The following is a 26,070-nucleotide window of genomic DNA, read 5'->3' as shown; positions in this document are numbered from 1 at the left end:
CGGCGGCCCCTCGCCGCGTGGCCTGCCCGTCACGGCGTGGGGCGCCTCCGGTGGCGGGAGACGTCCGCGCGGGCCCTCTGCCAGCGGGAACGCGTCTGCTCCACCATGGCTGCCCACTCCTGCCGGACCTCGTGCTCGGACGGCTGCCGGTGCTGCCGGATCCGGTCGAGTTCGTCCGCCGTCTCACGGCCCAGCGCGGCCGACGCGACGAGGACGAACATGGCCGAGAAGAGTGCGGAGAGCATCGCGAAGACGCCGCCGACCACGCCGTAGCGGTCCGCGTAGGAGTTGAACAGGCGCGGGAGGTACAGGGCCGCGCCCCACGAGTAGGCGGACAGCAGGACGGCTCCGGTGGCCCCGAACGGGATGAGCGCGCGCCAGGTGATCCGCCTCGCCGACAGGAGCCGGCCGGTGCAGATGAGGAACACCGCCGTCACCGGCGCCTCGCAGACAGCGGCCGGGACGCCGGCCGCCCGCCCGTCGAGGAGCGCGGAGATCCATCCGCTGACCAGGGCGTACCCGGCGAGGGTGAGGATCCACCACAGGCCGTTGCGGGAGTTGCGCACGCTCAGCGGCCGCAGTTCCCAGGTCTGCTCGAAGAGGCGCTGTGCGGCCCGCGCGAAGCTCAGCACCGAGATCATCAGGAAGAGAACGCCGAAGACACCGATGCTCGGGCTCCCGCCCTCCGCGGGCGCGAAGAGGAGGTTCACCGCGTCGGCCCCGGCGCCGCTGAGGTCGTAGCGCCTGATGATCCGTTCCGCTGCGTCGACGTGCACGAGGCCGCCCAGGACGGCGCCGACGAGGAGCGCGAGCGGGACCAGCGCCGTGAAGGCGCTGGACGCCAGAGCCATCGAGCGGTCGAACCCCACGACCCGCTGGAAGCGGTTGAGGACGCGCAGGGCGAAGGCGGGGCGCAGCCAGAACGTCAGCGTCCTCCGCAGACGCTCGCGGTCGATCCCGGCCGTCGCCCTGCCCTCCCTGAGTCGCGTGCACCACGAGGCGCCGTGAGCGTAGCCGCTGTCCGCGTGTCAGCGGCGGTGCCACCACGGTCGTTCAGCCGACCGGAGCCGTACCGTTCGTCCGGTCGTGTCGTTCGCCGGTCCGGCGCCGGGCGTCCTCACATCGCGGTGGCGCTTACCCGGCCCGAGGCGACGGCAGCGGCAAGCGCCTCCGCGTCCCGCTCGTTCTGGTCGGCGTAGGCCTGGGCGAAGTCGGCGAGGGCGCGGTCGAAGCGGTCGCTGCCGCCGAGGTAGGCGGCGATCGCGACGGGGTCGCCGGAGCGGGCGTGGGCCCGGGCGAGCCCACCCCCGCACAGGTGGGCGAAGAGGCGGAGCATGTCCGGCTCCATCGTGTCCGGCCGCGCGATGCCCTTCCAGTCCCACAGCTGGCGGACGTAGAAGTCCCGGCCGACGCCGTCGAGGCCCACCGCGTGGGTCCAGCCGAGGAAGATGTCGCTGGTGGTCTGGATGAGCCGCTGTCCGGTCACCACACGGCGGCCCTGGTTCTCGTGACCGAGGTCGGCCGTGGGCCCCGCCAGCACCGACTCCTGCGCCTCCTTGGCCTGGAGCAGCAGCGGGTCGTCGTCGCCCTTGCCGAGCAGGAGCAGGATCCAACAGCGCGTGCCGACGCTGCCGACTCCCACCACCTTGCGGGCCATGTCGACCAGCCGGTAGCGGCGCAGCAGGAACCGGCGCTCCGAGGACAGGGTTCGCGCGTACCCCTCCAGCACGTTGCGCAGGAGCTTTTCCTGCCGGTCGTCGGACGGGTCGGTCAGCAGGTCCCGGAGCGGGGTGACGAGGGGCGGATCGGGGGCGATCCGCCGTCCCTCGGACGTGACCCGGGTGAGTTTGGCGAACGCCCGGAGATGAGTGCGCGTGCGGGCCTTCGCCGTCGCCGCGGCGGTGCGGCGCCGGGCGCGCTTGCTCATCGACGAGGCGAGCAGGGCGCGTACCCGGTCGGCGTCGTCCTGGGCGTACCAGACATCCAGGGTGGGCATGGCGGCGAACTCCCGCATACGGGTGCGGTAGGCACGCACGCACGCGTGGACGGCGCCGTCCTGCTCGGCCGCGGAGAAGCCGTTGTGCCGGCCGGCGATCGCGAAGGAGGCCGCGAGGCGTTTGACGTCCCATTCGAAGGGACCGGCGAGAGTCTCGTCGAAGTCGTTGATGTCGAAGACCAGATGCCGTTCGGGCGAGGCCAGCAGGCGGAAGTTCAGCAGGTGGGCGTCCCCGCACAACTGGACCGTCAGTTCCGTGGCCGGCAGTGACCAGAGGTCCATGGCCATGAGGGCGGCGGCGCCCCGGTAGAAGCGGAACGGGGACTCCAGCATCCGGCCGTAGCGGATGGGCACCAGCTCCGGCACCCGGGTGGCCGACTGGCCCTCCAGCACCTCGACGGGATCGGGCCGCTCGCGGTCCGTCTCGAACCGTCCGTGACCGGAGCGCGGGGCACGCTCGCGGGCTGCCTTGCCGTACGCGGCCCGTTCGGCCGGCGAGAGAGCGGCGTGCGCGGTGATCGGTGTCATCATGGCGGTCCCTCCGGTTCGCTTCCGCCGTCGTCCCGCGCCGCCGCCCGGCCCTCCTGGCGCCGTACACCCGTCTGCACGGCGTAGGCGAGGATCCGCGCCGCGACACCGACCAGCGCCAGCCCGCCGGCCATCTGGAACATCGTCACCACGCGCGCGGTCTGCGAACGGGCGCTGATGTCCCCGTATCCGACGGTGGTGAACGTCGTCAGCGTGAAGTACAGGGCGTCGGTCTTGGTCAGTGGTTCGCTGAAGGAGCCGGCGGTGGACCCCTCCATCAGGTAGTACGTGCCGGCGAAGAGGACCAGGTACAGCGCCAGGGTGGCGGTCAGGGCCTCGACGGCCTTCAGGCGGGGGTGCGGGGATCGCGTGATGGTCCGCACCTCCCAGGCGAAGACGGCGGCCACGGCCAGGAGTCCGCAGACGAGGACCGCGGTGGTGCCGCCTCGTCCGGCCCGGTCCAGGGGCAGCAGGTAGTAGGCGGTGACCAGGGCGGCAGCGAGCAGACCGGCCCGCAGCAGGGCGACCGCGGCCGCCCGCCGGCCGGGGTGCGCGGACGAGGCCGGCGGGGAGGCCGTCCCCGTCCCGTCGGGCGCCCGCTTCCGGGCGGCGTATCGCTCACTCATGGCGTGCCACGTCGTGGACCTCTCGGTCTTCGGAACCTCTCGGTCCCTTTGGAACTCGTGGTTCCTTCCATGGCCCAGCCCACTGGAACGGCCCCGCGTGCGGATCACCCGCGAGGGGTGACCCGGCGCGCGGTGCCGCGCGGCAGGGTGACGAAGCGAGGACGGCGCGGGACCGCGCGTTCACCGTTTCGCCGGCAGCCCGGTGCGGGACCGCGTCGTCCGAGGACAAGTGAGGAGCCATGACCGTGCTGTGCGCTCAGACACCGCACACCGGCCCGCCGCCGGCGTGAGGTCCAGGTCCGACACCCGAGGAGTTCCCATGGCCTCGAAGACGCCCTCCGCCCCGGGCGACGGCGCAGGCCCCGGCGTGACGCTGAGCGCCGAGGAACACGCCGACTACCGGCGGATGCGCCGGGCCGCCGCCGTACGCCACCGCAAGACGCGCTACGCCGGAGCGTCCCTGCTGCTCCTCGTCGCCCTGCTGCTCTCCCCCCTCGCCGTGGTCGCCGCGTGGGTGGACGACACGGTCACCGACACCGGCCGGTACGTGCAGACCGTCGCCCCGCTGGCGAAGGAGCCGGCCGTGCAGGCGGTGGTCACCGACCGGCTGACCGCCCGCGTGGTGTCCAATGTGGACGTCGGGGCGGTGACGGCGGCGCTGAGCAAGGCGCTGGCGAACTCCGGGGCACCTCCCGCCGTGGTGGACCGGTCCTCCGCCCTGGCCGGCCCGCTGCGCGCGGCACTGACGAACACCGTGCACGGCATCGTCCAACGCGTGGTCGCGAGCGACGCCTTCGCGCAGGCGTGGGAGGGCGCCAACCGGCGCGCCCACGCGGGAGTCGTGGGCATGCTCACCGGGGACGAGAGCAGAGCCGTACGGGCCAAGGGCGACACCGTCACGCTGGACCTCGGCACCGTGGTCGACCAGGTCAAGCAGAGCCTCGCCGACCGGGGCTTCGAGAAGGCCACCGCCATTCCCACGCCCGACCGGCAGATCACCCTGTTCGAGACCGCCAAGCTCTCCAAGGCGCAGGACGCGGTGCGGCTGCTCGACGTCATGGGCGCGTGGCTGCCCGTGATCACCATCGCGTTCGCGGCCCTCGCCGTATGGACCGCCCCGGCCCACCGGACAATGCTGCTGATCACGGCGAGCGGGGTCGGCGTGATGATGGTCGTGCTGCTCGTCGGACTCGCGGTCGTGCGCCGCGTGTACCTGGGGTCCGTGCCCGACTCGGTGCTCCCGCCCGATGCCGCAGCGGTGGTGTACGACACCTTCGTCCGCTTCCTGCGCAACAGCGCCCGGACCCTGCTGGTGGTCTCCGTGATCACCGCCCTGGCCGCGTATCTGTACGGTCCGAGCCGGGTGGCGCGAAAGGTGCGCTCGCTGGCCGGGCGCGGTACCGGCACGGCGGGCCGGGCGCTGCGCGACGCCGGCCTCGACACCGGCGGCACCGGCCGCTGGCTGGACGGTCACCGTGCGTGGACCACCGGTGCGGTCATCGGGTTCGGGGCACTGGCCCTGGTGCTGTGGAACTACCCCACGGTCGGGGCCGTGGTCCTCGTCGTCGGTCTGGTCGTCGTGGTCCTCGTCGTCCTGGCAGTACTGGCCGCGGCGACGGGACGGGCCGACCGGGTGGCGGCGGCGAGCCGGGCGGACCGGTGAGCGGAGCGGGCCTCACCCGCGCCGGGTGAGGCCCCGCGCACGTCGGGTGTGCACGCTGAGATCAGCCGGGACGGCGGCGGGAAAGGCCACCCGGAACCGAGAAGAGAGATGAGTGCACCATGGAACTCGCCTACGACTACCCGCTCCTGAGCACGTTCTGGACCATGCTGTGGTTCTTCCTGTGGATCATGTGGTTCGTGCTGCTCTTCCGGATCATCGGTGACATCTTCCGCGACGACACCCTGAGCGGCTGGGGCAAGACCGGCTGGATGATCTTCGTCCTGGTGCTGCCCTTCCTCGGTGTCTTCGTCTACGTGATCGCCCGCGGCAGGAGCATGGGTCACCGCGAGATCTCCCACGCCCGCGCCCAGCAGGCGGAACTCGACTCCTACATCAGGAAGACGGCCGGTGACGGCGGTCCCCGCACGAGCACCGACGAGCTGGCCAGGCTGGCAGACCTGCGCGCCGGCGGACAGATCACGGACGAGGAGTTCCGCCGGGCCAAGGACCTCGTCCTGAGTGAGACCCGCACTCCCGTCAGCGCCGGCGCGTCCACCGCGTCCGAATCCCGCTGAGCACGGAACGGAAAGCGAGGCACAAGATGACCGCCACCCACGCGCCCCGGGCGGCGCACAGCACGAAGTACGCATGGGCCGCGGGCCTGACGACGTTCGCCGGCGTGATGCTCACGCTCGTCGGAATCCTCGACATCTTCCGCGGCATCATGGCGATCGCCGAGGACGACGTGTTCCTCACCACCCGCAACTACGTCTTCCAGTTCGACCTCACCGGATGGGGCTGGATCCATCTCGCCCTCGGCGCGGTCGCCGTCGTCATCAGCATCGGGCTGTACCGGGCGGCGACCTGGGCGAGGGTCCTCGGCGTGGCCATCGCCGGGCTCGTCATCATCGCCAACTTCCTGTCCCTGCCCTACTACCCGGTGTGGTCCGTCATCATGATCGCCATGTCCGGCTTCATCATCTGGGCCCTCTGCGTGGCCCGCAAGGAGGACTTCCGCGACGACTACGGCGACCTGCCGGGCGCCGACGGGTGAGTCCCGGCCGGGACGCGGCGCACCGGGCCGACGCAGTGCGCCAGGCCCGGGGCCTTCGGCCCGAGAGGAGGCCGGCGGTGAAGCCACCCACCCGGCCGGCGGGCCCGGCTCCTCGTGCGGGCCCGCCCGCCGCCGGCGTCCGGACCGCCGTCTGGACGGCGCGCGCCTCCCTCCTGGCGCTCCTCGGCTGCGTCCTGGTCCCTCTCGTCACCGCCGGGTTGCGCGGCGTCCTGTGGCTCCTGCTCGGGGTGGCCGGACTTGCCCTGGCCTCGGCTGGTATCTGGTGGACCCTGGCCCACACCGGTATCCTCCGCGCCGTCGGCGCGGTCCTGGCGGTGGCGGCGCCCCTGACCGTGCTGGGCCTGTACGCCGCGCACGGCATGCTCGGTCCGGCCGTCGCCTCCGCCGCCCTGCTGCTGGTCGCCGTCGCCGCGGCACGGGGCGCACTGACGCCTCGTCCCTCCTCCGCCGGGACGGCACCGGCACCGGCCGAGGCGCCGCGGTGTCCCTGGGTGCTGATGAACCCGCGCTCCGGCGGTGGCAAGGTCGGCCGCTTCGGTCTGGTCGACCGGGCGCTGGCGGCCGGCGCCTCGGTGACGCTGCTCGACGCGGGCCGGCAGGACGCGGCCGACCTGGCCCGGCGTGCCGTCGCGGAAGGCGCCGACCTGCTCGCGGTGGCGGGCGGCGACGGCACCCAGGCGCTCGTGGCCCAGGTGGCCCATGAACACGATCTGCCGTTCGTCGTCATCCCCGCGGGCACCCGCAACCATTTCGCCCTGGACCTCGGCATCGACCGGAGCGACCCGGCCGCCGCCCTGGACGCGCTGACCGACGGCGTCGAGCGCCGTGTCGACCTCGGTTTCGCGGGCCGGCGGATCTTCGTCAACAACGCGTCCTTCGGCAGCTACGCCGCGGTCGTGGGCGACTCCGCGTACCGCGACGCCAAGGTCCGCACCGCGCTGCGGGACCTGCCCGCGCTGCTCACCGGAGCCCCCTTGCTCCGCCTGAGCATGCGCGCCGGGGACCGGCACGCGGAGGGGCTGCAGGCGGTGCTGGTCAGCAACAACCCCTACCAGTACGCCGTCGGCCCGCGGGGCGGCCACCGGGGCAGCCTCGACACGGGACTGCTCGGAGCGCTGTACGTGCACGTCGACAACACGGCCCAGGCGGCGCGGGCCGTCGGCGGCGGGCACGGTTCCGGGGTGGGCCGGCTGACCGCCCCCGAGGTGGTCGTCGACGCGGACACGGCGACCGTCCCGGCCGGCATCGACGGCGAACACGTCGTCCTGCCCGCCCCGGTGACGTGCCGGATCGTCCCCGGCGGCCTGCGCGTACGCGTTCCCCGCCGCTGCGCGCCCCCGCCCGGCCGCCACGGCGCCGACTGGCCGGGGGTCCTGCGTCTCGCCGGGCTCGCTCACCGCCGTGACACCAGGCGGGCGGGCGACCCCGCCGACCACCCGGACGCGGGGGCCGGGCCGAGCCGGACCCCGGACCCGGAAACCTGACGGCGCGGATCCGAGACGCGCGCGCCGGTCCTGCCGGAACAGCGATTTCGCTCACCAGCCGCAGGGAAGCTGCCTTCCGGCTCTCGGTCGCGGCCCTCCTCACGCGCGGCGGTCAGGCGGCGCCAGGCGTCGGGGGCAGAGCCGTGGCGCCGGCGGAGACCGCCCCGTACAGCCGGTCGAGGTAGGTGCGGAGCCGGTGCGTCATGTCGACGGACTCCGGGGCGAGCGCCCACTGGAGTTGCGTGCCGTCCATGACGGCGATGACTTCGCGGGCCACGGTCGCGCAGTCGGTGTCGGGGCGGAGCTCACCCGACTCGACGGCGGCCTGGAGGGTCTCGGCGAGACGGGTCGCGAGGGTGTCGTAGCGGCGGCGGAAGAAGGCGTGTGCCGGATGGCCGGGCTCCGAGGCCTCGCCCGCCAGGACGTTGAACATCCGAGTGCGGCCCGGTCTGCGGGTGTTGAGGTCGACGAGGGCCAGCAGTCGCTGGAAGCAGTCCGCGGCGGAGTCGAAGCCGGTGGCGAAGAAGCTCTCGGCGTCCTGCTCCTCGCTGCGTTCGAGCACCGAGACCAGCAGGTCTTCCTTGCCGCGGAAGTGGTGCAGCAGCCCGCCCTGGGTGACACCGACGGACTTCGCGATCCGGGCCAGGGAGGAGGCGTGGAATCCCCACTGCGCGAAGTGGTCCACGGCCGCGTCGAGGATGCGCCGGCGGCGCTCGTCGCCGACGGCGTACGGGCCGCGGGCCTTGGAGGCTCCCGGGAGCCGGCCGCTGTTCGTTCGGTCCATGAGGTCACCGTAGTCAGGCAGTGAGCGGTGCCCCAAGTGTGTGATCCACGCCTCACAATGAAAACCTATTGGGTACTCGGTTTTCGTGGTTGCCTGGACGCGGCCGACCGGGCCGGTGGTCCACTTCCCGGCCCGGTCGGCCGTCGCCCGGCCCGGAGAGGTTCCGCTCCGGCCGGCCCACCACGCCGTCCCGCTCACGACGGCCGCCCTCTCGCCCGCGGAGCCGGTCCGCACGTCTGGGCCCCGCTTCACGCCCGACCACAGGAGCTGACACATGACCACCGATGTCCCCCGTCTCGACGTCCCCGCCCTGCTCGGCGAGTTGACCCTGGAGGAGAAGGCCGGGCTGCTCGACGGCTCGGACTTCTGGCGCACCCAGCCGGTCGAGCGGCTCGGCATCCCCTCCGTGATGCTCTCGGACGGCCCGCACGGCCTGCGCAAGCAGCCCGAGTCGGGTGACCACCTGGGACTGCTGGACAGCGTTCGGGCGACGTGCTTCCCGACCGCGGCGGGGCTCGCGTCCAGCTGGGACGTCGGTCTCCTCGGACGGATCGGTGAGGCGCTCGGGCGGGAGTGCCGGGCCGAGCGGGTCTCCGTGCTCCTCGGCCCGGGGGTCAACATGAAGCGGTCACCGCTGTGCGGCCGCAACTTCGAGTACTTCTCCGAGGATCCCCTCCTCGCGGGTGAACTCGGCGCCGCCCTCGTCAACGGGTTGCAGAGCCAGGGCGTCGGCGCGTCGGTCAAGCACTTCGCCGCCAACAACCAGGAGACCGACCGGATGACGGTCTCCGCGGAGGTCGACGAGCGCACCCTGCGCGAGATCTATCTGCCGGCGTTCGAGACGGTCGTCACCAAGGCCCAGCCCTGGACCGTCATGTCGTCCTACAACAAGGTCAACGGGACGTACGTCGCGGAGAGCCACCAGTTGCTCACCGGCATCCTGCGCGACGAATGGGGTTTCCAGGGACTGGTCGTCTCCGACTGGGGCGGGGTCAGCCGCCGCCCCCAGACCCTGGCCGCCGGCCTGGACCTGGAGATGCCCTCGTCCAGCGGCTCGGGGACCCGCAAGATCCTCGACGCGCTGGCCGCCGGAGAACTCGACGAGTCCGACGTCGACCGGGCCGTCACCCGCCTGCTCACCCTCATCGGCCGGGCGCTGCCCGCCCTCCACGCAGGCGGTACGGCGGCCCCGGCCCACGACGCGGAGGCGCACCACGCGCTGGCCCGGGAGGCGGCCACCGCGAGCGCCGTTCTCCTCAAGAACGACGACTCCCTGCTCCCCCTCGACCCCGACAGCGGCGCAGCGATCGCCGTCATCGGCGAGTTCGCCCGCACCCCCCGCTACCAGGGCGCCGGCTCCTCGCAGGTCAACCCGACGCGTGTCGACTCCGCGCTGGACGCGCTGCGCGCCGCGCTGGACGGCCGGCGCGAGGTGTCCTTCGCGCCCGGCTATGTGATCGAGTCGCAGGACGCCGACCCGGCGCTCGTCAACGAGGCCGTGCGCGCCGCTGCCGGTGCGGACGTCGCCGTACTGTTCCTCGGACTGCCCCCGTCGTACGAGTCCGAGGGCTACGACCGCCTCCACATGGACCTGCCCGCGCAGCAGATCGCGTTGCTGCACGCGGTGGCCGACGCCAACCCCCGGCTCGTCGTGGTCCTGTCCAACGGCTCCGTCGTCACCCTCGCCCCCTGGCAGGACCGGGCCGGGGCGGTGCTGGAGGCATGGCTGCCCGGTCAGGCGGGCGGCGCGGCCGTCGCGGACCTGCTGCTCGGCGCGTCGGCGCCGTCCGGCAAGCTCGCCGAGACCATCCCCGTCCGCTACGAGAACACCCCGGCCGTCGGCGCCTTCCCCGGCGAGTCCGGTCGCGTCCGCTACGCCGAGGGCCTGCTCATCGGCTACCGCTGGTACGACACCCACCGGCTGCCGGTGGCCTACCCCTTCGGGCACGGACTGTCGTACACCAGCTTCGAGTACAGCGGCCTCGTCACCACGGTCCGGGACGCGGGCGACGATCCGCTGGTCGAGGTCGCCCTCACGGTGACCAACACGGGCGACCGGACCGGCACGGAGACCGTCCAGCTGTACGTCACCGACCCGGAGGCGTCCGTGCACCGCCCGGAGCAGGAGCTGCGGGCCTTCGCGCGGGTCACCCTCGAACCGGGCGAGAGCGCCCCCGTCACCATGACGCTGCGGCGCCGGGCGTTCGCGTTCTGGCACGAGATCGCGGGCCGCTGGGTGGTCGAGAGCGGTGCGTTCGGGCTGCGCGTCGGCGCCTCGTCCCGCGACATCCGCCTGGAGGACACCGTGGAGCTCCGGGGCCGCGGGTTCGTGGCTCCGCTGGACGCGGAGTCGACGGCGGAGCAGTGGCTCGCCCATCCGGTGGCCGGTCCGTGGCTGCGCGAGGCGCTCGGCACCGAGGGGTTCGGGCAGATCCTCTTCGACCCGCACAGTGGGCCCATGATCCGCGCGATCCCGCTGGCGCGGCTGGTCCGCTTCCCCGGCTTCCCCCTGGACGACGCCCAGGTGGCCCGGGCGGTGGCGAACTACGCGGCAGCCTGAGCCGTCGGGCGAAGGGGACGACGACGTCGTCGAAGACCCGGCCCGCGTCAGCCCCCGTCGGAGGTGGGGCGGATGAGCAGGAGGGCGATGTCGTCGTGGCGGGGGGCGTTGCGTTCCGCGTGGTGGATGAGGGCGTCGGCGAGGTCGTCCAGGTCCTCTTCCCGGGCCTCTTCGAGGCGTCGGGCGAGGCTGTGGGTGGTGTCGTCGATGTCGGTGCCGGGGGTTTCCACCAGTCCGTCGGTGTACAGGACGAGAACGGCGCCCGGAGGGAGGGCGATGTCGGTGGTGGTGTAGTCGGTGTGGGGGTCGATGCCGAGCAGCAGTCCGGGTGGCAGGCGGAGGACCTCGGTGTGTCCGTCGGGACGGCGGAGCAGGGGCGGGGGGTGCCCGGCGCTGGCCAGCCGGGCGCGGTGGCCGACCACGTCGAGGTGGGTGATGAGGCAACTGGTGAACAGGCCGGGGTCGAGGTCGGTCAGGAGGCGGTTGGTGCGCGCGAGGACGTCTCCCGGGGAGGCCGCGGCGGTGGCGTGCGCGTGGACGGCGGTGCGGACCTGGCCCATCAGGGCGGCGGCGGTGGTGTCGTGCCCCTGGACGTCGCCGATGGCCGCGGTGGCGGTGTCGCCGCGGATGAGGTCGTAGAAGTCTCCGCCGATGTCCGTGCCGCGGCCGGCGGGGAGGTAGCGGGCGGCGACGTCCAGACCCTGGACGCGGGGCAGGGTCTGTGGCAGCAGGCCGGTCTGCAGGCTGTGGGCGAGGGCGTGTGTGGCGTCGTAGAGGCGGGCCCGGCCCAGGGCTTGGGCGATCAGTCCGGCCAGGGAGGTGAGGATGGCGCGTTCGGCCGGGGGAAAGGGGCGGGGCTGGTCGTAGGCGAGGACGAGGCATCCGATGGGGTGACCGGAGGCGATCAGAGGCAGGAAGGCCCAGGCGCTCCTCTCCCGGTGGCGGGGTGCATCCGGGTAGGCCCGCCGGAAGTCGGCGAAGGTGGGGAAGAAGACGGGTGCTCCGGTGCTCAGGGCGTAGGTGGTCGGGGCGGTCGCGGTGACGGGGGCGCCGTCGAACCGGCTGACGAAGTCGGTGCTGTAGCCGCGGAGGCCGATGATGTGCAGCCGGCCTCCTTCCATGGTCATCAGGACCATGCCCTGGGGGCCGAAGGCGGGCACGATCTGGTCGGCGGCGCGTTCGGCCACGTCGTGGACGCCCGCAGCCTCGGTGAGAGCGGCCGCCAGGTGCGTCAGGAGGTACAGGGCGGTCGCGCTCACCGGACCGGCATGGGACTGGGGCTGCTCCGCCGGACCGGTCGCGCACGGCTGTGCGGCAGGGGCGATGCCGGTCGTGCCCGGCTGTGCGGCGGGGGTGATGTGGACGCTGATGCCGCCCTCTCCGGGGTAGAGCTCGAAGAGCAGCGGCGTGTCCGGGGGACGCACGGCGGTGAAGGAAGCGGGCCGGCGGGAGATCAACGCCGCCCGGTAGCTGTCCTCGAAATGCGGCTGGTGCAGCCAGAGCAGCACTTCCCAGGGGCGTCTGCCCAGCAGGGAGGCGGCGCCGGCGTCCACGAGATCGGCGGCGGCGGCGTTGATGAAGGTGAGCCGGCCCTCGAGGTCGAGGGCGCAGCAGCCCACCGGAAGGCGTTCCGTGAAGCCGAGCGCGGCGACGGCCCGGGCGGGATCGGCCTGAGTGGGCTGCGGGGTGAGGAGCCGGGGCTGCTCGGGCGCCGGCAGCGCTCGCCCGTGCCGTGCGGCTTGTTCACAGACGTCCGCGGCGCGCCGGCAGCAGGTGGCGATCGTGCCGCGTTCGTGCTCGCTCAGCTGCGGGGGATGCCACATGGGCCACAGCAGCACCATGCCGCCCCACACCGTATCGCCGCCGGCCAGAGGGGCCGCGGCGAGCATGAAGTCGTACGGCAGCACGATCCCGAGCCGGGGATAGCGGCGCGCCATCTCCTCCTGGTTGCCCAGCCACACCAGACGCCGCTGCCGCATCGCATCCACGACAGGGAGCGGGGCATCCACGGGAACGCGCGTCCAGGGTGCGGCGATCTGCGGGGAGACCCCGGACACCAGGGCCAGCCGCAACACCTTCTCCCCCGGCTGCCGCATGTACAGCAGGGCCGCGGACGCGCCGGTTTCCCGCACCCCGGCGGCCACGACCTCGTCCAGGCGCTCCACGTCCGAACCGACGTCGAGGCCATGGCCGGCAGACTGCCGCATGGCTGTCACCCCGCCCCGGCGGCGGACGTCCGGGGTCCCTGGCCGCGGCGGCCGCCCACCGTCGGGGCCGGCAGCTCCGTGCCCCACCAGCCATAGCACACGTCACCCATATGCGGACAATACGCCCACTCTGTCGTGACAGCTTCCCCCACGGCAGGGCGCCGGGGCGCTGCGTCGGGCGCCGACTCCGCGGAGCGGAGGTGCCCCGGTTGAGAAGCGCCGCGGCCATGGAGCACGCTGGAGGAACGGCCGCCTGGGTGTATCACCGTGAGTGGTCGTCCCCGTCCGGAGGGAGGTCGACGTGCCGGCTGCTTCCGACGCCGACTGCCCTGCCCCCGTGCCGCAGGCATCGGCCTCGCTGGACGCGCGCGGGGTCGTCACCGCCTGGAGCGCCGGCGCCCATGAGCTGCTCGGTCATGCGCCTGCCGAGGTGATCGGCCGGGAGGCCGGGATTCTCCTGGCCGAGCCGCTGCCCGACGCCGTCCTGTCCTCCTGTGCCGACCGCAGGCCATGGAGCGACCCCCTCCTGGTGCACTGCCGGGACGGCCGGGACCTGCCGATACTGGTGCAGGCACATCCCCTGGTGAGCGGGGCCGGTGAGGAATGCTGGTTCCTCACCGGACAGCGGTTCGAGCAGTCGGCGGCGCCCGCTCCGGGCGTCGTGCCGGACGCCTCCGTCATCAGGCAATGGGCTCTGACACAGTTGCCTCTGACCATGGCGCTCTTCGTCCGGCAAGGTGTGTGCTTCGCGGTGAACGCCGCGGCGACCGTCGCCATGGGGAAGACGGAGGACGAACTTCTCGGCGTGCGCATCGGTCACTCCGGCCCCGAACAGCCGATGGCCGGTCTGGAGGGCATCGAGCAAGCCGCCGAGCGTGTGTGGCGGAACGGCGAGACGGTACGGCTGGAGGCGCACCTGCGGACGCCCGGTGAGCCCCGCCCCCACGCATGGCTGCTGACCCTCTCGCCGGTGCTGGATCCGGACGGTCGCGTGTGCGCGCTGTCGCAGACGGCCGCCGACACCACGGAGCAGTTCCGGGCCCGGCAGCGGCTGAGCGTCCTCGACGAGGCGGGACTGCGGATCGGCACCACGCTCGACCTCGGCCGCACCGCGGACGAGCTGGCGGAAGTCGGTTCCGAGGGTTTCGCCGACTTCGTCGTCGTGGATCTCCTGGAAAGCGTCCTCGGGGGCACCGGCCCGCTCCAGGCCACCGGCCGCCCGGTCCTCCGCCGTGTCGCGCAGCGCTCCGTGCTGCCGGGGTGTCCCGAGGCGGTGATCCGGCTCGGCGGCGCTCACATCTACGACGCGGCCTCCCCGCCGGGGCGGGCACTGGCCACCGGCCGGGCCTCCTGCGAGGAGGTCGACGACACCACCGTGGCCACGTGGGCGGCGGGTTGCCCGGAACGGGCCGCCCGTATCCGCGCCCACGGCACTCACTCCCTGCTCTCGGTGCCGCTGCAGGCCCGGGGCATCTGTCTGGGCCTCGCCGTCTTCTGCCGGCACCGCACACCTGATCCCTTCGACGATCAGGATCTCCGGCTGGCCGAAGACCTCGCCGCCCGGGCCGCGGTCTTCATCGACAACGCCCGCCGCTACACGCGTGAGCGCGAGATCGCGCTGACCCTTCAGCACAGCCTGATGCCCGACCGCGCGCCGCGCCAGCAGGCCGTCGAGGTCGCGTCCCGCTATCTGCCGGCCGACCCGGACGCCGGCATCGGCGGAGACTGGTTCGACGTCATTCCGCTGTCCGGGGCGAGGGTCGCCCTGGTGGCCGGGGACGTCGCGGGCCGGGGTGTGCCGGCATCCGCCACCATGGGGCGGCTGTGCACGGCGGTCCGCACGCTGGCCGACGTCGACCTGGCCCCCGACGAACTCCTGACCCAACTCGACGACCTGGTCCTGCGCCTGGACCGTTCCGACGCCGTGGACGGCCCGCCACAGGCCTCCGACGCCGGCCCCGGCGAGGTCGGAGCCACCTGTCTGTACGCCGTCTACGACCCCATCTCCCGCCGGTGCTCCGTCGCCCGGGCCGGTCATCCCGTTCCCGCGCTCATCGCCCCCGACGGCTCGGTCCAGTTCCTGGACGTACCCGCCGGACCCCCCCTGGGCGTGGGCGGACTGCCGTTCGAAGTCGCCGAGTTCGAGGTGCCGGAAGGCGGCGTCCTCGCGCTGTACACGGACGGACTCGTCGGCGGCCCGCGCGGCGGCACGGGCGACGGGTACGCCTCTCTTCGCGCCGCGCTCGCCGGACCGCACCGGTCTCTGGAGGAAGCCTGCGACACCGTGCTCCACTCGATGCTCCGCGAGCACCGTGACGACGACGTGGCTCTTCTGCTGGCCCGTACCCATGTGCTGGGCGGCGACCGGGTCGCCACCCGGGAACTGTCGCGGGATCCCGCGGCGGTCACCGAGGCCCGCGCCTTCGCCTGCCGGACGCTGGGCGCCTGGCACCTCGACGACCTGGCGTTCGCCGTCGAGTTGATCGTCAGTGAACTCGTCACCAACACCATCCGATACGCCCGGCCCCCGTGCCACCTGCGGCTGATCCGTGACGACGGCAACGTCATCTGCGAGACGAGCGACGCCAGCAGCACCGCTCCTCATCTGCGCCGCGCGCGGGTCTTCGACGAAGGCGGCCGCGGTCTGTTCATCGTCGCTCAGCTCGCCCGCCGGTGGGGTACCCGCCACACGGGCACGGGCAAGACCATCTGGGCGGAAGTGGCCTCGACCGAGCCCGCGTTCGTGAGCCTGTGAGCCTGTGAGCCGCTATCTGGGGGCGACGTCCCAGGCGAGGTCGGGGATGTAGCTGGGGGCCGCGGTGAAGCCCGTCAGCTTCCTGGCGTCGTAGGCGTACAGGCCGTCCATGCGCATCACGGAGACGAACCACGCCTGGTCGACCACGAAGCGCATGACCTTCTGGTAGAGGGCCGGCTGCTTGCCGGCGGGTGCGGCCGCGGCGGCTGCGAGCATGCGGGTGAGCTCGGGGTCGGAGGTGGCGAAGGGGTTGAAGGCGGTGGCGTGCGGGAGCATCCAGTCGAGGGAGAGCGCGTAGCTGGTCGCGCCGCCGTAGCCGAAGCCGAGCACCGGATACTTCTTGGACGTGGCGCTCGCCAGCCACTGGCCCACGCTGGTGTCGGTGGTCACGTCGGCGGTGACACCGATCTGCTTCCACTGCTGGACGACCGCCTGCGTGACCAGGTCGATGCCGAAGAAGCCCTGGGTCTCCATCTTGAGCTTGAAGCCGTGGGGGTAACCCGCTTCCGCGAGGAGCCTTTTGGCCTTGGCCGGGTCGTAGGGGTAGTGGTTGTCGTAGTCGGCCGCGAAGCCGTCGAGGCCGGGGAGGGATATCTCGCTGGTGGGGTGGCCGTGGCCCTGGACGACGGCCTTGGTGATGGCGGCCCGGTTCACGGCGTAGTTGAGAGCACGGCGTACGCGCAGGTCCTTGAGCGGCTTGGCGATGGTGCCCTCACGGTCGGCGAGGTTGACGCCCACGAAGACGTTCGGGGCACCGGTGACCTTCAGTCCGGCGGCCGTGGCGGTGCCGGCCTGGTCGGCGGTGATGGCGACGGCGTCGGCCTGTCCCGTTCTGACCGCCTGGAGCGCGGAGTTGGGGTTGGAGACGACCTTGATGACCACCTTCTTCCAGTGGACCTTCTCCTTGTCCCAGTAGTGCGGGTTGGGGGTGTAGGTGTAGTGGTCGCCGGAGGCGGTGTGCGCCGCGTCGAGGACATACGGGCCGGCGCCGAACGAATGGGTGCCCATCGCGCCGGGGGACGCCAGGCCCTTGGGGCTCACGATCGAGCCGATCATCAGCACCTGGGTCAGCAGCTGCGGCAGGATCGGGTTCGGGCTGGAGCAGTGGACGCGCACCGTCAGGGGGCCGGTGGCGGTGACCGACGCGATGGAGGACGTCCAGGAGACGTTGAGGCCGTTCTTGCGGCTGTAGTCGATCGAGGCGGCCGCCGCCCCGGCGTTCAGGGGTGTGCCGTCGGCGAACTTCAGGCCGCCGCGCAGGGTGAACTCGAAGTCCGTGTTGCCGGTGCCGACGTACCCCCACTTGGTGGCCAGTCCCGGAGCCACCTTGCCGTTCGGGCCCTGGCGCAGGACGGTGTCGTAGGCGAGGTTGACGAACCAGTTGTCGGAGCCGACGTTGGCCTTGGCGGGGTCGAGGCTCGCGGGTGCGCCGGCGGTGACGACGGTCAGGGTGTCTTTCCGGCCGCTGCCTCCTCCCGCCCCGGATCCGCCGCAGCCGGTGGCGGCGACGGCGAGCGCGGCCAGCGCCGCCAGCCCTCTGGTCAGGGTTCTTGTGTGCATGGGGCGGTTCCTCACGTGTGCGGAGCGGACTGCCGGTCGGTGCCGGCGGAGGTGAGTTCGGTGGTCCGGTGGCAGGCCGCGGCGCGGCCGTCCGGGAGGGGCAGCAGAACGGGTCGCTCGGTGCGGCACAGGTCCACGGCGTGGGGGCACCGGTGGGCGAAGACGCAGCCGGCGGGTGCGGTCGCCGTCGTCACCGGCGTACGGCCGGCCGGGCGGGCCCGCCGCATGCGCGGGTCCGGCTGCGGTACGGCGGCGAGGAGGGCCTGGGTGTAGGGGTGGACGGGACGGTCGTAGAGCGTGGCGGCGGGGCCTGTTTCCATGACCTGGCCGCGGTAGAGGACCACGATGCGATGGGAGAGGTGGCGGACGACGGGCAGGTCGTGGGCGATGAAGAGGTAGCTGAGGTCGAGTTCGCGCTGCAGCTCGGCCAGGAGGTTCATCACCTGTGCCTGGATGGAGAGGTCCAGTGCGCTGACCGGCTCGTCGCAGATGACCAGGCGTGGTTCGGGCATCAGGGCGCGGGCGATGGCGATGCGCTGGCGCTGTCCGCCGGAGAACTGGCCGGGATAGCGGTCCGCGGTGTCGGCCGGCATTCCGACGCGTTCCAGCATCGTCCGGACACGCTCCCCGGTTCCCTTCGCGCGACCGCCGCCCTGGGCGAGCAGGGTCTCGGTGAGCGTCTGCCCGATGGTGCGGGCCGGGTTGAGCGAGGAGTACGGGTCCTGGAAGACGACCTGGAGCCGGGCGCTGAGGGCACGGCGGGTACGGGACGAGGCGTGGGTGATGTCGCGGCCCTCGAAGTGGATCCGGCCGGCGTGGACGCGGTTCAGGCCGAGGACGGCGCGGCCGATGGTGGACTTGCCGGACCCGGACTCGCCCACGAGCCCGAGGGTCTCGCCGGGGGCGATGCTCAGGGACACGGTGTCCACGGCGCGCAGCGGCGGTGTGCGCCGGCCCTGGTGGAACTCGACGGTCAGGTCGTTGACGTCGAGGAGCGGTGGCTGGGTCATGAGGGCGTGCCTTCCACGAGGAGCTGCCGGTACCGAAGACACCGGGTGAGGCGGTCGGCGGCCGGCTCGGTGAGCGTGACCGGCTCTTGTCTGCACGCGTCGTCGGCCAGTGCACAGCGGGCCGCGAAGCGGCAGCCGGCCGGCCAGTCGCGGGGAGCGGGGACCGTGCCCGGGATGGTCGGCAGGGGCTCGCCTTCGCGCGCCAGGTGGGGGTTGGCGGCCAGCAGGCCCGCGGTGTACGGGTGCAGGGGCCGGGCGAACATCTCCTCGACGGTGGCCTCCTCGACGACCTGGCCCGCGTACATCACGACGGCCCGGTGGCACAGGTCGGCGACCACGCCCCAGTCGTGGGTGACGATGAGCACCGCCATGCCCGTCTCGTCCTGCAGGGTGCGCAGCAGCGTGAGGATCTCGGCCTGGACGGTGACGTCCAGAGCGGTGGTCGGTTCGTCCGCGATCAGCAGCTTGGGCCGTCCGGCGAGCGCCAGGGCGATGGCCACGCGCTGGGCCATGCCTCCGGAGAGCTGGTGCGGGTACCGCCGCGTCACGGCGTCCGGATCGGGGATGTTCACCATGTCGAGGAGTTCGGTGACCCGGTCGCGCGCCGTCGACCGGTCGCAGCGCTCGTGCCGTCGTACCGCCTCGGCGAGCTGGCTGCCCACGGCGAACGTCGGGTCGAGGGCGACCATGGGTTCCTGGGAGACGTAGGCGATGCCCGCTCCGCGTACCCGGGTGAGGGCGGTGGGTGACGTGACCAGGTCGGTTCCCTCGAACAGCACCTGGCCGCGGGTGATGCGCCCGCCGCCGGGGACGAGACCGAGGATTCCGAGTGAGGTGACGGACTTGCCGCAGCCCGATTCGCCGACCAGGCCGAGGGTCTCGCCCTCGGTGATGTCGAAGCTCACGTCCTGCACGACCGGCGTGCCGGCGATCTCGACGGAGAAGTTCCTGACCGACAGCAGCGCTTCCGGGTCCGACGGCCGGGTTCCCGCCGTGGCGGTGTCGGCCGGCTCTTGGCGGTGCGCGGTGGCCGGCTGCCCGGTCGCGGGCGCCGCCATCTTGGACACGGCCCATCCCTCGATGGCCGCGTCCCGCACCGCGTCGCCGAGCAGTCCGAGCGCCATGACGGTCAGGACGAGCGGGACGCCGGAGGGGACGAGCATCCAGGGCGCGCGATCGATGGCCTGGGAGGCGTCGGCCACCAGGCCGCCCCACGACGGGTCGGGCGGCTGGGCCCCGAGGCCCAGGAATCCGAGGCCCGCCTGGATGGTGACGACGATCGCCGCGAACAGGGCGGCCTGGACGACGACCATGCTGGTCATACGCGGCAGGATGTGGCGTCGCAGGATCTGCGGGCGGGTGAGACCGGCGACCCTGGCCGCCGCGACGTACAACTCCTCGCGGATGCCAAGGGTCTGGCTGCGCAGGATGCGGATCAGGCCCGGGCTGCCCAGGACGCCGAAGGTGATCATGGCGGCGTGCAGGTTGCCGGGGAAGACCGAGAGTACGACGAGGACGATGATGATGCCGGGCAGCGCGAACAGCACGTCGGCGGCCCGCACGGTGAGCCGGTCCACCCAGCCGCCTAGGAATCCCGACGCCAGGCCGAGGGTGACGCCGACGAGCAGGTAGACGGCCAGCGCCTCCGCGACGGCCAGCAGGGTGGAACGGCCGCCGAAGAGCAGACGGCTGAGCAGGTCCCGGCCCAGGTTGTCGGTGCCGAGCAGATGGCCCGACGCCGGCCCGGACAGGACGTGATCGAGGTCCTGGTCCAGCGGTCCGTGCGTGGTCAGGAGCGGCGCCGCGAGGGTGGCGACGGTCAGGACGACCAGCCAGCCGAGGGAGAGGGCGCCGGCCGGGCGGCTCAGGACCCGCCGGAGCAGGGGGCGTCGGTGCGACGCGGGAGCGGTGTGCGGTGTGGTCGGTTGGGTCACGCGGCACGCACCCTCGGGTCGAGCCGGCTGTAGGCGAGGTCCACCAGCAGGTTCACGAGGACCACGAGGACGGTGATGTACAGGACGGCTCCTTGGATGACGGGGATGTCGTGCTGGACGGTGGCCTGCTGGGTGAGGCTGCCGAGCCCGGGCATCGCGAACACGGTCTCCACGAAGACGGCGGCGGCCAGCAGGCTGACGAGCACCACGCCGAGCACGGTCACCAGGGGCAGGGCGGCGTTGCGCAGCACGTGCCGGTAGAGGATCGAGCGCCGGGAGAACCCGTTGGCCTGCATGACCCGGATGAAGTCCCGTCCGAACGTGTCCAGGACGGAGTCCCGGGTCTGCTTGGCGATGATGGCCACCGCGCTCAGCGACAGCGACAGGACCGGCAGGACCAGTGAACGGGCCCATCCGGCGGGGTCGTCCGCGAACGGCACGTATCCGGTCACCGGGAACCAGCGCAGTCGTACGGCGCCGACGGCGATGAGGACGAGCGCGAACCAGAAGGCAGGCACCGCCAGTCCGAGGAGGGCCAGGGCGTCCACGGCGCGGACCAGCAGACCACCGCGCCGGGCGCTGAGCAGTCCCAGCAGCAGGCCCAGGATTCCGGAGACGAGGGTGCCGGCGAGGATCAGGGACAGGGAGACGGGCAGCCGGTTGTCCAGCACGGACGTGACCGGCTCCCCGCTGAACAGCGAGGTGCCAAGGTCACCGTGGAAGACCCGGACCAGCCAGTGCCAGTACTGCACCGGCAGCGGCTGGTCCAGGCCCAACTGGGCGCGTACGGCCTCGTACTGCTCGACCGTGGCGTGCTGGCCCACGATGGTCCGGGCGGGGTCGCCGGGCACCAGGGACACCAGTACGAAGGTCAGTGCGGAGACCAGGAAGAGAAGCGGGGCCGACGACAACAGCCGTCTGACCACCAGTCGGAACGTAGCCATGCTCACCTCGTCGGAGGTCGTGCAACTCGGCGGTGAGCGCGCCGAGTCGGGATGGAGCGCCCTGAGGTGACCTCGAGGCGAGGTGCCGGGCGACGACTTGTGTTCTCCGCGGCGCGCCCGGGAGAGGGGCGGGCGGAGAGGAGTGACTCAAGGAGCTGCGGGAGGGCGGGCGCGGGAGATTTTCCGCGGTGGCCGGATTCCCGCCCCTTGCCTGTCCCGGCATGTATAGCCGAAGCTGGTTACACGTGTCGATAAGTAGGACAGGAGACGATGTGGAACTCCACGTTCGCGAGTTCGGAAAGGGCCCACGGACCGCCCTGCTGATCCATGGGGGCATGGCGGACCACCGCACCTGGCACGCCGTGGGGGCGCGGCTGGTGGACCGTGGCTACCGGGTGATCGCGCCGGACCTGCGGGGCCATGGGCTCAGCCCACGCGGCGCGTACCGGCCGGACCTGCTCGCCGATGACCTCGTGGCGAACCTTCCTCGCGGCGCGGATGTGGCCATCGGCCACTCGCTCGGCGGCCTCGCGCTCTCCCTGGCGGCCACCCGCCTGACCCCGCGCCGCGCCGTCTACAGCGACCCCGGCTTCCGTCTCGGAGCACTGCCGCCCGGTGCGACGGCGGCGATGCGGGCCATGGTCGAGAACTCCGGTCCGGAGAGTGTGCGGCAGGCGTGTCCGCGCTGGTCCGAGGCGGATGTCGCGGCGGAGCTGGCCGGGTTCGCGCTCTTCGATCCCGCCTTCCTCGACGCCGTGGATCACTTCGACGCGGACTACCTGCCTGCGGCACCGGGGTGTCCCTCGCTGGTCCAGCTCGCGGACCCCAGCCTGACCGTCGACGCCGGCACGTCCGCCGCCCTGAAGGACCGCGGCTTCGAGTCGGTCACCGTTCCGGGGGCCGGCCACTGCATCCACCGGGACGACATCGAGGGGTTCATGGCCTCGCTCCAGGGGTGGATCCGAGAGTCCTGACCTCGGCTTGTTACACGATTTAATCCGGAGGGTCGAGCCAGAACCCGGCGGAATGTCAGTCCGTGGCTTTCCGCAGCTCGGTCACGCTCTCGACGTGCCGCAGGCTCGGCTCGGCCAGCACGGCGTGGAGCTGCTGGAAGAGCTGACGTGCCGCGACCGCGTTCCAGTCGTCCGGCAGGAGCTCCTTCGGCAGGCCGGGGTCGAGGTAGGGCAGGCGCCGCCACTGGGTGAGCATGGGGGTGTAGTGGCGGAACGCCTCCGCCGGCTCGATGGCGTCCAGCGCGGTCAGCCGTGCCGCCACCGGACTGTAGGTGTCGGTGAAGGCGGCGTACTGCGCCTGGATCGCCGGGAAGTCCCACCAGGAGCTGACCGAGGTGCGCAGGTCGCTGAACGCGACGTACCGCGAGGCGAAGAGGTGCACGTAGTCGCTCAGGCCGAGCCGTTCCAGCAAGGCGCGGGCATCGTCGAGGAGGCGGCCGGGGGCGAGCCACACACCGGAGGTGATGTTCCCGAAGCCCAGCCAGGTCAGGCGGGTGCGGAGCTGGTAGCGGTGGGACCGCTCGGACTCCGGGACGGAGAAGACCGCCATCACCCAGCCGTCCGCCAGGTCCGCGGGCTCCAGGCTGCCGAAGATCCGGCGGTCGCCCTCGTCGAAGACGGGGTGGACGGCCGGGCTCAGCCGGTAGCCGTTGGTACCGCGCCGCTCGGGCTCCAGGATGCCCCGCTTCTTCAGGCGGGAGATGGCCGAGCGCACCGCCGGCCCGTCCACGTCCAGCTCGGCCATCAGGACGATCAGGTCGGCGATGGAGACCCAGCCTCCCAGACGGCGCAGGAAGGCGCCGTAGACCGTGCTGATCAACGAGCTGGGCCTGAGAGGAGTGTCCGACATGATCGCCTTCCGTGGTGTGCGGTGGCGATCCTACCCAGCACCCGCCGGGCCCCGGCGGGTGGACGGGAGCCCGGACGGCCGGTCATCGCGCGGTCGCCTCCCGGTGCGGCAGCGGCGACTCGGCGTACGCACCGGACAGCAGCCGGCCCGCTCCGGGTGCGACGGCCGGCAGACCGAGGGTGCGCAGCATCTGGTGCGCGGTGCACACGGCCGCGGAGACCACGGGCTTGCCGAGCAGTTGCTCGGCCTCCTCGATGACCCCGAGCGAGGGCATCTGCACGCAGGCCGAGAGTACGACGGCGTCCGCGTCGGTGTGTCGGAGGGCGCGGGCGATGCCGGGCAGCTTGGCGGGGTCGTGTGCGGCGACGTCCAGGTTGTCGGGGATCTCCAGCGCCTCGTAGTCGAGGACCTGGATGCCCTCGTGTGTCAGGTACTCCACCACGGTCCGGGTGAGCGGCCGCATGTACGGGGCGACGAGGGCGATCTTCCTGGCGCCGAGGGTGTGCAGGCCGTGCACGAGGGCGCCGGCGCTGGTGACGACCGGGGCGGGGGCACCGTTCTCGGTGGTGCGGGTGTGCAGGCGTTCCTCGGAGACGCGGTGGTAGCCGAGTCCCATGCTCATGATGGCGACGAGGCAGGCGTAGCCGAGGACGTCCACGCGGGCGTCGGACAGCTCTACGGCGCAGCGGTCGGAGTCCGCGTCCATGGACTTGAGCTGCTCGGGGGTGACGTGGGTCATCCGCATGCGGCTGGAGTGGAAGGTGAAGCGTTCCGGCGCGACGGCCTCGCGGGCGCGCAGGATGGCGGGGATCTCGGTCTCCATCGTGACGTTGGAGCTGGGCACGATCTGGCCGATGCGGTACGTGCGTCGGGGGGCCATGGTCTCTCCGTGGTGCTGGGGCGGCGGCGGGGGTCAGCGTGCGTCGACGACGGGGTTGGTGAGGGTGCCGATGTGCTCGATCGTGGCTTCCACGGTGTCGCCCGGGGTGAGGAACTCCGGCGGGACCATTCCGGCGCCGACGCCGGAGGGTGAGCCGGTGGCGATGACGTCACCCGGCTCCAGCGTCATGCCGGAGGAGATGTCGGCGATGAGGCGGGCGATGGGGAAGAGCATGTGGCGGGTGTTCGACTTCTGCTTGGTCACGCCGTTGACACGCAGTTCGAGGTCCAGGTCCATCGGGTCGGTGATGTCGTCCGCCGTGACGACGGCGGGGCCGAAGGGCGCGTAGGAGTCCTGGCCCTTGGAGAAGAACCACTGCCCGGAGCGGCGCTGGTCGCGGGCGCTGATGTCGTTGACGATGCTGTAGCCGAAGATGTGGTCGTAGGCGTCCGCCTCGCTGACGCGGAAGGCGGTGCGGCCGATGACGACGGCCAGTTCGCACTCCCAGTCGAGCTGCTGGGTGAGGTCGCCGTTGTGCAGGATCGGCTGTCCGGGGCCGGTGACCGCGGTGGCGGGCTTGCCGAACAGCACGGGGCGCGGGGGCAGTTCCCTGTCGGTGTCCAGGCTGCGGCTGGACTCCTCGACGTGTTCCACGTAGTTGAGGCCCACGCCGATCACCTTCCCGGGGCGCAGGGGGGCCCGCAGTTCGACCTGCTCCAGGCTGTGGACGGCCTCGGCCGGCCAGCCGGACGGGTCGCCGGCGAGCAGGCGCCGTGCGGTGTCGTGGACGTCGGCGTCCGCGCTGACGAAGGTCAGCAGGTCCTGCGGGAGGGTGGTGCCATGGTGGGCGGCCAGGGCGGCGAGGTCGATCACCCGGTCGCCGGTCTGGGCGCCGAGACGGGCGGGGGCATCGCCGGCGGTGTAGGTCACGAGGCGCATGAGGGCTCCTTGGTACGGAGGGGATCAGGGAGGGGGCCGCGGCGGCGGTTCACGTGGTGGGCTGGTGCCCGTCGTTGTCGGTGTACGCCTCTTCGCGGTGGAAGCCGAGGGAGCGCATCACGGGGAAGTCGTTGAACGAGAAGAGGCAGGCGTCCTCGCTCTCGTCGAGGTTCGCGTGTTCGTGCCAGGCCCAGGACGGGACGCAGAAGATGTCGCCCTGCTGCCAGTCGTAGCGCTTGCCGGCGACGACGGAGTGTCCCCGGCCCTTGGCCACGGTGTAGACGACCGAACCGGTGTGGCGGTGGGCCTTGGTGGCCTGGCCGGGCCGCAGCAGCTGCATGTGGGCGCCCATGGTCGGCATCACGGAGCCGCCGGTGACGGGGTTGGTGTACTCGGCGATGACTCCGTCGTACGGCGAGCCTTCCGTGGCCTTGGCGAGGCCCAGCAGCGACTCGTAGGTCGGCTCCCAGGGGTAGGCCAGGAGCGGCGAGTAGGGGCGGGTCCACTTCTCCGCCCCGTAGGGCAGCAGGTTGCCGCCGTAGGTGAGGACGGAGGAGTTGATCACCTTGCCGGGCTGCTGGTACAGCTCGGGGTGGACCTCGTAGAAGCCTGCGTCCATGGCGTTGACCAGGGGGATGTCGAGGCCGTCCTGCCAGATGACCGGGGTGTCGTCGGCGTCGTTGCCGTGTTCGTGCCAGGTGCCGTTGGGGGTGATGGCGAAGTCACGGGGGCCGACCTTCAGCTTCTGGCCGTCGACGATGGTCCAGGCGCCGGTGCCCTCGTGGACGAAGCGCAGGGCGGCGGCCTGGTGGCGGTGCGCGGTCATGGACTCCCCCGGTCCCATGACCTGCAGGCCGGTGTAGAGGAGGCCGACGGCGGCGCTGACGTCCTTGCGGCCGGGGTTGACGAGCATGACGACGCGGCGCCCCGCGTCGTCGGCCTCGACCAGGTCGAGTGCCTTGCGCACGAGGGGGCGCAGGGCGTCGTAGCGCCACAGGACGGGGACGGACTTGGGCTGCGGGTACCAGGGCTCGATGTCGTTGGCGACCGTCCACAGGGCGCCGGCGTCCAGTTCGGCGAGTTCGCCGTAGTAGGCGGTGAGTTCGGGGGTGTCGGAGACACGGGCCCGGCCCAGCTGGGTGTCGTCGTGGTCGGCGGTCATGAGTCCTCCGTAAGTTGTTAGGCGGCCCGGGAGGGCCGGGTGTGGCTTATGGGTCCTTGCCATCAGTGGCTTCGAAGGAGTGGCCGCCCGGTTCTCCGGG

20 protein-coding genes are annotated in these 26,070 nt (G+C 72.3%); 7 read left to right on the top strand and 13 right to left on the bottom strand.

The genetic code is table 11. The features are described 5' to 3' along the window. Nucleotides 1-29: 29 nt before the first annotated feature. The 3 genes from ABZ854_RS31550 to ABZ854_RS31540 form a co-directional block, all read right to left on the bottom strand. The gene (locus ABZ854_RS31550; protein ID WP_361217706.1) at nt 30-869 is read right to left on the bottom strand and encodes a YhjD/YihY/BrkB family envelope integrity protein; all 840 of its coding nucleotides are present in this window, start codon (nt 867-869) and stop codon (nt 30-32) included. 248 nt (nt 870-1,117) lie between these two features. Continuing rightward, on the bottom strand, nt 1,118-2,524 hold the full coding sequence (locus ABZ854_RS31545) for a DUF2252 domain-containing protein (protein WP_361217756.1): 1,407 nt from the start codon (nt 2,522-2,524) through the stop codon (nt 1,118-1,120). Next, nucleotides 2,524-3,150 (bottom strand): potassium channel family protein, encoded by a 627-nt coding sequence (locus ABZ854_RS31540; protein WP_361217703.1) that lies wholly within the window; start codon nt 3,148-3,150, stop codon nt 2,524-2,526. Before ABZ854_RS31540 ends, ABZ854_RS31545 begins: the two co-directional genes overlap by 1 nt. Nucleotides 3,151-3,469: 319 nt before the next feature. Here ABZ854_RS31540 and ABZ854_RS31535 point away from each other — a divergent pair, with 319 nt between their 5' ends. The 4 genes from ABZ854_RS31535 to ABZ854_RS31520 all read left to right on the top strand — a co-directional run bounded on the left by ABZ854_RS31535 (nt 3,470) and on the right by ABZ854_RS31520 (nt 7,372). After that, nucleotides 3,470-4,813, top strand: coding sequence for a hypothetical protein (locus ABZ854_RS31535; RefSeq protein WP_361217700.1), 1,344 nt, complete (start codon nt 3,470-3,472; stop codon nt 4,811-4,813). Nucleotides 4,814-4,932: 119 nt separating this feature from the next. Then, nucleotides 4,933-5,388 carry an SHOCT domain-containing protein gene (locus tag ABZ854_RS31530; RefSeq protein ID WP_361217698.1) on the top strand — a complete coding sequence of 152 codons (456 nt, stop codon included), beginning with the start codon at nt 4,933-4,935 and terminating at the stop codon, nt 5,386-5,388. Between the two features lie 26 nt (nt 5,389-5,414). Next, on the top strand, nt 5,415-5,867 hold the full coding sequence (locus tag ABZ854_RS31525) for a hypothetical protein (RefSeq protein WP_361217695.1): 453 nt from the start codon (nt 5,415-5,417) through the stop codon (nt 5,865-5,867). Between the two features lie 77 nt (nt 5,868-5,944). Beyond that, the gene (locus tag ABZ854_RS31520) at nt 5,945-7,372 is read left to right on the top strand and encodes a diacylglycerol kinase family protein (RefSeq protein ID WP_361217694.1); all 1,428 of its coding nucleotides are present in this window, start codon (nt 5,945-5,947) and stop codon (nt 7,370-7,372) included. A gap of 112 nt (nt 7,373-7,484) precedes the next feature. Here ABZ854_RS31520 and ABZ854_RS31515 read toward each other — a convergent pair whose 3' ends face one another. Beyond that, complete coding sequence (locus tag ABZ854_RS31515) at nt 7,485-8,156, bottom strand: TetR/AcrR family transcriptional regulator (RefSeq protein WP_361217691.1); 672 nt, start codon at nt 8,154-8,156, stop codon at nt 7,485-7,487. Between the two features lie 274 nt (nt 8,157-8,430). On the opposite strand from ABZ854_RS31515, the gene ABZ854_RS31510 reads away from it, so the two are divergent. Further along, nucleotides 8,431-10,716 carry a glycoside hydrolase family 3 C-terminal domain-containing protein gene (locus tag ABZ854_RS31510; RefSeq protein WP_361217689.1) on the top strand — a complete coding sequence of 762 codons (2,286 nt, stop codon included), beginning with the start codon at nt 8,431-8,433 and terminating at the stop codon, nt 10,714-10,716. A gap of 47 nt (nt 10,717-10,763) precedes the next feature. Here the strand turns inward: ABZ854_RS31510 and ABZ854_RS31505 are convergent, their stop codons facing one another. After that, nucleotides 10,764-12,923, bottom strand: coding sequence for a SpoIIE family protein phosphatase (locus ABZ854_RS31505; RefSeq protein ID WP_361217686.1), 2,160 nt, complete (start codon nt 12,921-12,923; stop codon nt 10,764-10,766). 301 nt (nt 12,924-13,224) lie between these two features. On the opposite strand from ABZ854_RS31505, the gene ABZ854_RS31500 reads away from it, so the two are divergent. Beyond that, a complete protein-coding gene (locus ABZ854_RS31500; protein ID WP_361217684.1) occupies nt 13,225-15,678 on the top strand; it encodes a SpoIIE family protein phosphatase in 2,454 nt (817 codons plus the stop codon). 12 nt (nt 15,679-15,690) lie between these two features. Here ABZ854_RS31500 and ABZ854_RS31495 read toward each other — a convergent pair whose 3' ends face one another. Genes ABZ854_RS31495 through ABZ854_RS31480 form a run of 4 tightly spaced genes read right to left on the bottom strand, consistent with a single transcriptional unit; the run spans nt 15,691 to nt 21,126 of the window. Continuing rightward, on the bottom strand, nt 15,691-17,238 hold the full coding sequence (locus tag ABZ854_RS31495; RefSeq protein ID WP_361217681.1) for an ABC transporter substrate-binding protein: 1,548 nt from the start codon (nt 17,236-17,238) through the stop codon (nt 15,691-15,693). 11 nt (nt 17,239-17,249) lie between these two features. Beyond that, nucleotides 17,250-18,248, bottom strand: coding sequence for an ABC transporter ATP-binding protein (locus tag ABZ854_RS31490; protein ID WP_361217679.1), 999 nt, complete (start codon nt 18,246-18,248; stop codon nt 17,250-17,252). Further along, the gene (locus ABZ854_RS31485) at nt 18,245-20,182 is read right to left on the bottom strand and encodes a dipeptide/oligopeptide/nickel ABC transporter permease/ATP-binding protein (RefSeq protein WP_361217676.1); all 1,938 of its coding nucleotides are present in this window, start codon (nt 20,180-20,182) and stop codon (nt 18,245-18,247) included. The genes ABZ854_RS31490 and ABZ854_RS31485 overlap by 4 nt, the downstream gene beginning before the upstream one ends. Then, nucleotides 20,179-21,126: an ABC transporter permease gene (locus ABZ854_RS31480; RefSeq protein WP_361217673.1), complete on the bottom strand. Its 948-nt coding sequence runs from the start codon at nt 21,124-21,126 to the stop codon at nt 20,179-20,181. The genes ABZ854_RS31485 and ABZ854_RS31480 overlap by 4 nt, the downstream gene beginning before the upstream one ends. A gap of 272 nt (nt 21,127-21,398) precedes the next feature. Between ABZ854_RS31480 and ABZ854_RS31475 the strand changes: the two genes are divergently transcribed. After that, nucleotides 21,399-22,100: an alpha/beta hydrolase gene (locus tag ABZ854_RS31475; protein ID WP_361217671.1), complete on the top strand. Its 702-nt coding sequence runs from the start codon at nt 21,399-21,401 to the stop codon at nt 22,098-22,100. A gap of 55 nt (nt 22,101-22,155) precedes the next feature. Here ABZ854_RS31475 and ABZ854_RS31470 read toward each other — a convergent pair whose 3' ends face one another. The 4 genes from ABZ854_RS31470 to ABZ854_RS31455 all read right to left on the bottom strand — a co-directional run bounded on the left by ABZ854_RS31470 (nt 22,156) and on the right by ABZ854_RS31455 (nt 25,970). Next, a complete protein-coding gene (locus tag ABZ854_RS31470; RefSeq protein ID WP_361217669.1) occupies nt 22,156-22,989 on the bottom strand; it encodes a PaaX family transcriptional regulator C-terminal domain-containing protein in 834 nt (277 codons plus the stop codon). A gap of 82 nt (nt 22,990-23,071) precedes the next feature. Beyond that, on the bottom strand, nt 23,072-23,869 hold the full coding sequence (locus ABZ854_RS31465; RefSeq protein ID WP_361217666.1) for an Asp/Glu racemase: 798 nt from the start codon (nt 23,867-23,869) through the stop codon (nt 23,072-23,074). Nucleotides 23,870-23,902: 33 nt separating this feature from the next. Continuing rightward, nucleotides 23,903-24,808, bottom strand: coding sequence for a fumarylacetoacetate hydrolase family protein (locus tag ABZ854_RS31460; protein ID WP_361217663.1), 906 nt, complete (start codon nt 24,806-24,808; stop codon nt 23,903-23,905). Nucleotides 24,809-24,857: 49 nt separating this feature from the next. Beyond that, nucleotides 24,858-25,970 carry a cupin domain-containing protein gene (locus tag ABZ854_RS31455; RefSeq protein ID WP_361217660.1) on the bottom strand — a complete coding sequence of 371 codons (1,113 nt, stop codon included), beginning with the start codon at nt 25,968-25,970 and terminating at the stop codon, nt 24,858-24,860. Between the last annotated feature and the right edge of the window lie 100 nt (nt 25,971-26,070).

Source organism: Streptomyces sp. NPDC047028, from assembly GCF_040644095.1.
Taxonomy (GTDB): domain Bacteria; phylum Actinomycetota; class Actinomycetes; order Streptomycetales; family Streptomycetaceae; genus Streptomyces.
This window is presented reverse-complemented; position numbering and strand designations above follow the sequence as displayed.